The sequence below is a fragment of the Caulobacter sp. S45 genome (genome assembly GCF_903642205.1).
Taxonomy (GTDB): Bacteria; Pseudomonadota; Alphaproteobacteria; order Caulobacterales; family Caulobacteraceae; genus CAHJWH01.
The window spans coordinates 1-10,234 of record NZ_CAHJWH010000118.1; the positions used below are offsets into that span (position 1 = coordinate 1).

General features: G+C 69.5%; 6 protein-coding genes. All 6 read right to left on the minus strand.

Translation table 11 applies throughout. The annotated features are described in order from the left end of the window. Positions 1-346 (minus strand): hypothetical protein (locus HUV06_RS11645; protein ID WP_217433817.1); only part of this gene is annotated, 346 nt, incomplete at its 3' end. After that, positions 343-3,567: a maltose alpha-D-glucosyltransferase gene (gene treS, locus HUV06_RS11650; protein ID WP_174301434.1), complete on the minus strand. Its 3,225-nt coding sequence runs from the start codon at positions 3,565-3,567 to the stop codon at positions 343-345. The genes HUV06_RS11645 and treS, both read right to left, overlap by 4 nt. 238 nt (positions 3,568-3,805) lie before the next feature. Further along, the gene (locus HUV06_RS11655; protein ID WP_174301435.1) at positions 3,806-7,093 is read right to left on the minus strand and encodes a maltotransferase domain-containing protein; all 3,288 of its coding nucleotides are present in this window, start codon (positions 7,091-7,093) and stop codon (positions 3,806-3,808) included. An 89-nt stretch (positions 7,094-7,182) separates the two neighbouring features. Further along, positions 7,183-8,574: a trehalose-6-phosphate synthase gene (locus HUV06_RS11660; protein ID WP_174301436.1), complete on the minus strand. Its 1,392-nt coding sequence runs from the start codon at positions 8,572-8,574 to the stop codon at positions 7,183-7,185. Between the two features lie 2 nt (positions 8,575-8,576). After that, positions 8,577-9,332 (minus strand): trehalose-phosphatase, encoded by a 756-nt coding sequence (otsB, locus tag HUV06_RS11665; protein ID WP_174301437.1) that lies wholly within the window; start codon positions 9,330-9,332, stop codon positions 8,577-8,579. 203 nt (positions 9,333-9,535) lie between these two features. After that, positions 9,536-10,234: AAA family ATPase (locus HUV06_RS11670; RefSeq protein WP_174301438.1), on the minus strand; the 699-nt coding region annotated here is incomplete at its 5' end.

The window sequence follows — 10,234 nt, forward strand, 5'->3', positions numbered from 1 at the left end:
GCGCGCCCTCGGCGAACAGGTGCAGGTCCAGCTCGCCCAGCATCAGGCCAAAGCTGTAGGTGTCCTCGGTCTCCTGCACCACGCCATGCCAGTCGATGTGCAGGACGTAGGCGACGGCCTCCGAGAGGCGGCCGGTGAACAGCCCCGTGTCGCCTGCGGCCTGCAGGCTGGCCAGCGGGCGGCCGTCGTCCCGCGCGACCACCTCCACGGCCCGAGCGCCGGGCTGGAAGGTGCGCACCACCCTGCCTTCCTCGCTGTCATGTGCGCCCAGGAAGCCGAAGGGATCGGTCAGCCGGCCGTCCAACAATTCGGCGGCGGCGGCGAGGGCGGGGTCAAAGGCGCTCATGGCATGGGCTCCTGCAGGAGGCGGTCGGCGATGGCGGCCAGGCCGTGCAGCGGCGTCTCCAGCCAATGCGGGCGGTTGGCCGCCTCGTAGACCACCTCGTAGGCGGCCTTCTCCAGCAGGAAGAGGTCGAGCAGGCGGTCGTCCAGCACGCCGCCGGCCTCGCGATAGCCGCCGAGGAACATCTCGGCCGAACGGTCACGGAACTCTCCGCCCAAATGTTCAGCGCGCTCCAGCGCCGCTTCGCCAGGCTCGCTGAGCCCGTGCAGGGCGGTTGCGGCGGCGTAGTCGAACGAGCGCAGCACGCCGGCCACGTCGCGCAGCGGACTGTCCTTGGCGCGCCGCGCCTCCAGCGGCTTGGCGGGCTCGCCTTCGAAGTCGATGATCGTCACGTCGCCCGCGGTGACCAGCACCTGGCCCAGATGCAGGTCGCCATGGATGCGGGTGCGACGCGCTCCATCCACCGCGCGCGCCAACGCTTCGATGCGCGCCTGCAGCGGCTCGCGGCTCCTGACCAGCCATTCCGCCGCCGATGCGCTGTCGTCCCGTCGCCAGCGCCTGGCGCCGGACAGCGCCTCCAGCGCCGCGCCTAGCTGGGCGCCGACGCGCTCCGCCATGGCCGAGGCGTCCGCCTCGCCCATGGTCTCAGGCGCGAAGGCGGGATCGTCCGTCGCCTGGGCCAGCACGGCGTGCATCTGCGCCAGGCGGCGGCCGAGCTGGCCGGCGAAGGCGCCATAGCCCTCCATCCCCTCCTGCGGCGCGTCGGGTGCGGCGGCGTGCTCGTCCAGGGCGCGTTTCAGGTAGTCCAGGGTCCAGCTCCAGCCGTCGCCCTGGTTGTCTACGAAGCGTTGCAGGATCATGACGGTCCGGGGCCGGCCATCCTCGCCGAACTGGCTCACCTCGCCCAGCAGGGCTGCGGTGTTGGCGAAGCCGCGCTCGGTCAGCACGCGGGTCATCTCCGCCTCCGGATGGACGCCCGTGATGAGCTTGCGCAGCAGCTTCAGCACCGCGCGCTGGCCGATGATGACCGAGGTGTTGCTCTGCTCGGTGGAAGGCCACTCCGCGGCCATGTCCGGCGTCAGATCGAACTCGGGCGTGATGCTGAAGACCAGCTCGCCGGCCAGGGTCTCGACCAGTGCGCCCTCCTGCAGCGCCGTCACCACCCCGCGGACGAATTCCGGCATGGCGAAGCCGTCGGTGAGCAGACCGATCTCCCGGCCCCGCCGCACCCGCGCCAGGGACAGCTGGGGCGCGAAGGGCCCGCTCGGCTCGTCCTCCCAGACCACGCCGAGCGGCAGCGCGTAGAGCTCGGTCCCGCCGGCGGTCTGCACCTCCACCTCGGTGAGCAGCAGGTCGCCGGGGAGCGGCGAGACGGCGGTGAGGGTCGCCCGGCGGATCACCGCGTCCTTGGCCTGGAACCAGCGGCGCTGGGCCAGATAGTCCGGCAGCACATCCTCCTCCAGCTCCCGTCGCGTAGAGGTGGAGAGGAGATCGGTGAGGCCCTGGCGCAGCACCAGAGTGACGTGCTCGGCTTCCAACCCTGTGCCCGCCGTGCTCCAGCTGGGCCCCGCCATCCCGTCGCAAAGCTGGAACCAGGAGAAGCCGTAGGGCGGCAGGGTCAGCAGGTAGGTGAGCTGGCCGATGGTCGGGAACGGGGTGCGGCCGGACAGCTCCAGCGGCGTGCGGCCGGCGAACTCCGACAGGTCGAGCTCCACCGCCTGAGCCGTCCGAGCGGTGTTGGCCACGCACAGGATCGTCTCGCCCTCGTACTCGCGCAGATAGGCCAGCACCTTGCGATTTAGCGGGCGGAGGAACCGCAGGGTCCCCCGCCCGAAGGCCTGGTGCTGGCTGCGCACGCCCAGCGCCCGCTTGACCCAGTTCAACAAGCTATGCGGGTCGCGCGACTGCGCCTCCACATTGATCGCCTGGAAGCCGTAGAGAGGGTCCATGATCGGCGGCAGGGTCAGCTCCGCCGGGTCGGCGCGGGAGAAGCCGCCGTTGCGGTCGCTCGACCACTGCATCGGCGTGCGCACCCCGTCCCGGTCGCCGAGGTGGATGTTGTCGCCCATGCCGATCTCGTCGCCGTAGTAGAGCACCGGCGTGCCGGGCATGGTCAGGAGCAGGGAGTTCATCAGCTCCATGCGCCGGCGGTCGCGCTGCATCAGCGGACCAAGCCGCCGGCGGATGCCGAGGTTGATCCGCGCCCGCTTGTCGGTGGCGTAGGTCTCCCAGAGATAGTCCCGCTCCTTGTCTGTGACCATCTCGAGCGTCAGCTCGTCGTGGTTGCGCAGGAAGATGGCCCACTGGCAGCCCTCCGGCACGGCCGGGGTCTGGCGCATGATGTCGGTGATCGGGAAGCGGTCCTCCTGGGCCAGCGCCATGTACATGCGCGGCATCAGCGGGAAGTGGAAGGCCATGTGGCACTCGTCGCCGTCGCCGAAATACTGCAGCGTGTCCTCCGGCCACTGGTTGGCTTCGGCCAGCAGCATGCGGTCGGGGTATTCGGCGTCCACCGCGGCCCTGATCTTCTTCAGGACGACGTGGGTCTCGGGCAGGTTCTCGTTGTTGGTGCCGTCGCGCTCCACCAGGTAGGGGATGGCGTCCAGGCGCAGGCCGTCCACGCCGGCGTCGAGCCAGAAGCGCATGACCTCCAGCACCTTCTCCAGCACAGCGGGATTGTCGAAGTTCAAGTCCGGCTGGTGAGAGTAGAAGCGGTGCCAGTAGTAGGACTTGGCCACCGCGTCCCAGGTCCAGTTCGACACCTCAGTGTCCAGGAAGATGATGCGGGTCTCCGGCCACTTCTCGTCATCGTCGGACCAGACATAGAAGTCGCGTTCCGGCGAGCCGGGCGGCGCGTTGCGGGCGGCCTGGAACCAGGCATGCTGGTCGGAGGTGTGGTTGATCACCAGTTCGGTGATGACGCGTATCCCGCGGGCGTGCGCCGCCTTGATGAAGCGGCGGGCGTCGTCGAGGGTGCCGTACTCGGGATGAACGCCGATGTACTCGGCGATGTCGTAGCCGTCGTCGCGCCGGGGCGAGGGGTAGAAGGGCAGCAGCCAGACCGCGGTGACGCCCAGTTCGACGATGTAGTCGAGCTTGGACAGCAGGCCGGCGAAGTCGCCGACGCCGTCGTTGTCGGCGTCAAAGAAGCTCTTGACGTGGAGCTGGTAGATGACCGCGTCCTTGTACCACTGGTGGTCTTGAGAAGAAGGCTGGTCGGTCATGAATATCTCGAACGTGCAGGGGCGCCGGAGATTTTCCTCTCCTGCGAAGCGGGGGAGGTGGCGGCGAGGCCGACTGAGGGGGCGCCCGAGGCGCCCGGTTTAGCCGCAAGGCCGGGCTGGCGGCATCCAAGACGTGGGTGGGCTGCAGCCCGCTCCACCATGCTGCGCAGGGTCCCCCTCCCCCGCTTCGCAGGGGAGGAGACATCACGCGGGACCCATTCGGCCTTCGAAACGCAAGTCACGAGACGGCCTTCACCGGCACGCGCAGCGACCAGATCGCGTAGGGCTGATCCGGGTCGAGGCGCACCGAGTGGGACTTGCCCATCCAGGTGAAGCGCTGCTCCCAAACCAGGTCCTCGACCTCCACGGTCGCGTCGTCAGCCAATCCCCAGCTCCACAGCGGCAGTTCGAAGCCGGTCTCCTGGACGTTATGCGGGTCCAGGCTGATGGCGACGACGACCACGTCGTCGAGCCCCGCGGTCGCCTTGACGAAGACCAGCACGCTGTCGTTCCACGCCGGCAGGAAGCTGACGCCCAGATGGGTCTGCAGCGCGGGATGGCCCTTGCGGATGCGGTTCAGCCGGCTGATCTCGGCGACGATGTCGCCGGGTGCGCGAGGTGGCCGTGGCCTGATCTCGTACTTCTCGGAGTCCTTGTACTCTTCCCTGCCGGGCAGCGGCTCCGCTTCCAGCAGCTCGAAGCCGGAATAGACGCCCCACAGCCCCGACAGGGTCGACGCCAGAGCGGCGCGGATCAGGAACCCGCCTCGGCCGGAAGTCTGCAGGAAGACCGGGTTGATGTCGGGCGTGTTGACGAAGAAGTGGGGGCGGAAGAACTCCTTGGGCGCCGTCTGCGTCAGCTCGCCCAGATAGTCGATGAATTCAGCCTTGGTGTCGCGCCAGGTGAAGTAGGTGTAGGATTGTGAGAAGCCGATCTTAGCCAGCCGGTACATCACCTTGGGCCGGGTGAAGGCCTCCGCCAGGAACACCACGTCCGGGTGCGCCGAGCGCACCTCGCGGATCATCCACTCCCAGAACGGCAGCGGCTTGGTGTGCGGGTTGTCGACCCGGAACAGCTTCACCCCCTCGCCTACCCACAGCAGCACGTTGTCGCGCAGGGCGAGCCAAAGGTCAGGGATCGCCTCGGCCTTATAGAAGTCGACATTGACGATGTCCTGGTACTTCTTGGGCGGGTTTTCGGCGTACTTGATGCTGCCGTCGGGACGCCAGTCGAACCAGCCGGGATGCTCCCGCAGCCACGGATGGTCCGGCGAGCACTGGACTGCGAAATCAAGCGCGATCTCCAACCCCTGCGCCGCCGCTGCGGCGATCAGGCGGCGGAAGTCCTCGAACGTGCCGAGTTCGGGATGGATCGCCTCGTGGCCACCCGCCTCCGAGCCAATGGCGTAGGGGCTGCCGGGGTCGTCAGGTGCGGGCGTCAGGCTGTTGTTGCGGCCCTTGCGGTTCTTGGCGCCTATGGGGTGGATCGGCGGGAAATAGAGCACGTCGAACCCCATGGCCCGCACGTGCGGCAGCCGGGCGATCACGTCGTCGAAGGTCCCATGGCGGGCGGCGTTGTCGGTCTGGGAGCGGGGGAACAGCTCGTACCAGCTGGCGAACCGCGCCTGCAGCCGCTCGGCGTCCACCACCTGCACCGGCGAGCGCAGGCGGAAGGGCCGGTCGTCGGCCGCGCACATCAGCTCAGCGAGCTTGGGATCCAGCAGGATGTCGCCGACCGAGCCGTCGTCAGCGTCTTCCAGCCTGGCGAGCAGGTCCTTGAGGCTGCTCTTCAGCTCGCCCGACACCTGTTCGCAGGCGCGATTGACGAGTTCGACTCCTTCCTGCCCGTCCACCTTCTGGGCGACGCCGGCGTCGCGCTTCTTGGCGTAGTCGCGGCGGAAGCCGCCGAAGCGATCCAGCCACGCCTCTATTGCGAACTCGTAGCGGCCGAGGCGGTCCAGCGGGAAGTCCGCTCGCCAGCGGTCGTTCTCCAGCGCCCTCATGGGCGCACCGCTCCAGCCCGTCTGGTCGAGCGAGCGCCACTGCAGCTCGGCGGCGAGCTGCTCGTGGCCGTCACCGAAGATGTCGGCTTCCACCGCCACCCGCTCGCCCACCACCCGCCGGACGGGGAAGGCGCCGCCCTCCACGCAGGGGGTCATGCCCTCAACCACCAGCCGCGGGGCGATCGCCGCCGCCCCGGCGGAGGTCGGGTCCCGGGCGATCGGGTGGGTTACCGCGTGGCTGCGCCGGGCGAGCAGCAGCCGTACCTCGCCGGGCCGCAAGGACGCGGAAGGCTTCGCGCCGCCATCGACCCGGGCGAAGGCTTCGAACTCGGCGCCGGCCCGGGCCAGCAGGCCCTCGCTGCCTGGCGACGCGGGCGCGTGGAGGTCCGGATTGATGAGGATCAGCAGGGCCGCGGTGGCCCGGCGCACGTCGGGAGTATCGGCACGCAGCAAAGCGGTGACCGGGGCGCCTTCGCCGCTCAGCACCCGCATCTCGCCCCCGAAGCGGGACAGCTCCCCGCTCAGCCCGTTGGCGGCGTGGACGGCCTCGCGCAGGTCGGCGAAAGGCGACTGCAGGCTCTCTGCGAAACGCCCTGCATCCCCGCCCTTCGGGTCCAGCGGCTCGCGGCTGGCCGCCTCGAAACCCATGGGGACCAGCAGTCCGATGCCGGTCGCAGCCGCGAGCGTCAGGCGCTGCTCGTAGGCCAGGCCGGCCTCGGCCGGATCCGTGTAGCTGGCGGACAGCCTGGGTCCGAAAGGCGGCTCCACCTCGGCGATGAGGGGTGCGACGGTGCGCAGCGCCTCGTGCTCCTCCACGAACCAGCGCGCGCGACCGTCCCACCAGGGCAGCGAGGAGGTGAGCGCGTCAAACCCGCAGCCGGCGAGCGCCAGCACGGCCTCGCGCGGCGCCGTCTGGGTCTCGGCAAGGAAGATCAGCTCCGGCGTTTCCTGGTGAACCTCGGCGATGAGCCCTTGCCAGAAGGCCGGCGGCGCGGCGTGGGGCTGCAGCACCCGCACGCCCTTCAGCCCGGCCGCCGACCAGGCGGCGATGGCCGATCTGGCGAACTCGGCCACAGCCTGCGCGGCTTCCAGCCTGTCGAGGCACGGGCGCGCCTCGTCCGAGCGAGGGGGAAGGTGGCGTGGGTCTACAGCCGCGGCGGTGGTCAGCCCAAAGCACCCCGGATGCGCGGTCACCAGGGGATGGCCCGCCGCCAGGCGGTGCAGCGCCAAGTCCATGAACAGGCTAAGACCCCGTCCCTGCGCCTGCCCGGCCAAGCTCCTGAGCGCTTCGACTGCGTGGCCTCCGCCGAGGACTGCGTGAGCGCAAGCGTGATCGGCGACCAGGAAGACATCGCCGTCAGGGCCGGTCTGGAAGATCGGGGAAACCAGGACGGTGTCGAAGCCTAGGGCGGCCGCGCGATCCAGGTGGACCTCGAAATCCTCTCTCGAACCCAGCAGCGGGATGTGGACGTAGTAGATCCGCCGCGCCGCCGAGGGGCGTTCTGGCTCGGTCGTAAACCCCATTCCGTCCCGTCCAGGCCGCGGCGCTCCATCTGTCCGCATCCCGGCGTCAACGGCGCGCCACGCCGACTGTTCCGACCCGACGGCCACGCTCAGAGGTCGGCAGACGTTTCGGGCAGCTGGTGCAGGGCGGCCACGAAAGCGTCGCGCCACCAGGCGGCGTCCTGGGTCTGCACGCCGTGGAACAGGCTTTCCCAGCGGCGGATGCGTTCGGCCTTTGGCATGTCGAGCCCACGCGCGATGGCGTCGGCCACGTCCTCCCGGCTGTAGGGATTGACGATCAGCGCCTCGCCCATCTGCGTCGCCGCGCCTGCGAAACGCGACAGCACCAGCACGCCCGGGTCCTCCGGGTTCTGGGCGGCGACGTACTCCTTGCCCACCAGGTTCATGCCATCGCGGAGCGGCGTCACCAGCCCGACCTTGGCGGCGCGATAGAGGCCAGCCAAGGCGTCTCGGCCGTAGGAGCGGTTGACGTAGCGGATGGGGCTCCAGTCCACCGTCGCATAGGCGCCGTTGATGCGCCCGGTGACCGCGTCCAGCTTGGCGCGGATGTCCTGGTAGGCCTCCACGTCGCCCCGGGAGGTCTGGGCGATCTGCAGCAGGAAGACCTTCTCGACAAGATCGGGATGGCTCTCCAGCAGCTCCTCGATGGCCAGGAAGCGCTCCTCCAGGCCCTTGGAGTAGTCGATGCGATCCACGCCCACGATCATGTCGCGGAAAACGCCGGTGGCGGCGGCGCGGTCGTAGCTTCGCTGAGCCTCGGGCGAGCGGACGATCTCGGTGAAGTTCTGGGCGTCGATGCCAATGGGGAAGGCTGCGGCGCGGATGGAGCGGCCGAAGGCGCGCACCGCCCCGTCGTCCAACACCTCGCCGCCCGCCTCATCGACGACGTAGCCCTGGAAGGCGGCCAGCCAGTCAGCGGTCTGGAAGCCCACGAGGTCGTAGTCGAACAGCGAGCTGACCAAGTCCGAATGGCGCGGCAGAGTGGTGAGCAGCTGGGGGGCCGGCCAGGGGATGTGCAGGAAGAAGCCGATGCGGTTGCGGCAGCCCATCCGCCGCAGCTCCCGCGCCAAGGGGATCAGGTGGTAGTCGTGCACCCAGATGATGTCGTCGGGCTGAAGCAGCGGACGCACTGTCTCGGCGAAGCGGCAGTTGACTCGGGCATAGCCCTTGCCGAACAGCCGCTCGTAGTGGGTCAGGTCGATGCGGTAGTGGAACAGCGGCCAGAGGACCGTGTTGGCGTAGCCGTTGTAGTACTCCTGGACGTCCTGTTCCTCCAGGTCGATGGTGGCGACCGTGACCCCGTCCGTCTGCTTCATGTGCGGGACGCCGGTGAAGGTGGGCGCCACCTCCCCGCTCCAGCCGAACCACACGCCCTCGTAGCGGGTCAGCGCCGCCGCCAGCGCCATGGTCAGGCCGCCGACGGATGCGCCGCCGCGCTCGGGCATGGCCACCCGGTTGGAGATGACGACGAGGCGCGCCATGCTCAGCTCGCCAGCGAGTGGAGATCGGCGGCGGCGAACGCCTCCAGCCAGCCCAGCACAGAGGCGACGTCGTCCAGCCGGAAGGCGGCGGCCGTCTCCCGCTGCGGGCCGACCAGCACGCCATGGCCGCCGAGATCACGGGCGGCCTCGAAGGCCGACTCATCGGTGAGATCGTCGCCCACGAAGACCGGCCGGCCACCCTGGAAAGGCGGCTCGGCCATGAAGGTCCTGAGCGCGTCGCCCTTGTTGCGCCCGGGCGTACGGACCTCAGCCATCATGTCACCTTTCTGGAGGGCCAGGCCGGTCTCGTCCACCATCCGCGCCGCCGTCGCATTGGCGAGTTCGGCGAGTTCAGGCGCGGTGCGGTAGTGCAGGACCAGTCCCAGGCCCTTGTCTTCCAAGAGCAGCTCGGGATGCGCCTGCACGAGGGCGGTGAATGCGCCTCTCGCCCGCTCCAGCCCCGGATGAGGCGACGCAGCCTCCACCCGCCCCAAGGCGTCGCGGTGCTCCAACCCGTGCACGCCGGAGGCGGCGACCACCGCCCCGGCGGTGATGCGGTCCATGTCCGCGAGGGCCCGTCCGCTTATCACCGCGATCCGACCATCCAGACGCCGTCCCAGCGCCTGCAGCAACGCGGTCAGCCGAGGCGTCGGCCCGACCTCCTCCGGCCGGCGCTTGAACTCCGCCAGGGTGCCGTCGATGTCGAGGAAAAGCGAAGTCCTAGCCGGATCGGGCTGCGGCGGCGGAGGCAGGCTCATCCAGCGAAGGCTGCATTGTGAGCCCTGAAGGGCGAGCGTCCGACGCCAACTACCTTCACCGCGGATCAAACGCCCCTTCGCACCGGGCGGCAAACGCGACAGCCCCGCGCCCGTTCCGCTCGCATGCGTTCCCCTGGAAGCACGATGTCGAGCGCACGGGGCGAAAGGGAGCGGCCCGTTCTGCGGCGGGCCGCCCCCTGCATTCACTGGATCGTGGCGCGCCCGATCTCCAGCCGACCGTCGCCGGCATGCACGTCGATCACCGACCCGTCCGCCAAGTCGCCAGAGAGCAGCTTCCTGGCGATGGGGTCGATCAGCTCCTTCTGGATCACGCGCTTGAGCGGGCGCGCGCCATAGACCGGGTCGTAGCCCTTCTCGCCGAGCCAGTGCAGCGCGCCCGGGTCGAGCGAGATGGCCATGTGGCGGTCGCCCAGCATCTTCTCCACCCGGGCTAGCTGGATCGTCACGATGGAGTCCATTTGCGCGCGGCCGAGCCGCTGGAACAGGATGATCTCGTCGATCCGGTTCAGGAACTCGGGCCGGAAGTGGCGGCGCACGCTGTCCATGACCAGCGGGCGGGCGGTCTCCACGTCCGCGTCGTCGGGCAGGTTGGCCAGCGCCTCGGAGCCTAGGTTCGAGGTCATCACGATCAGGGTGTTCCTGAAGTCGACCGTCCTCCCCTGCCCGTCCGTCAGCCGCCCGTCGTCGAGCACCTGCAGCAGCACGTTGAACACGTCCGGGTGCGCCTTCTCCACCTCGTCGAACAGCACGACCTGGTAGGGCCGCCGCCGCACCGCCTCGGTCAGCGCGCCGCCCTCGTCGTAGCCGACATAGCCCGGAGGCGCGCCGATCATGCGCGAGGTGGAGTGCTTCTCCATGTACTCGCTCATGTCGAGCCGGGT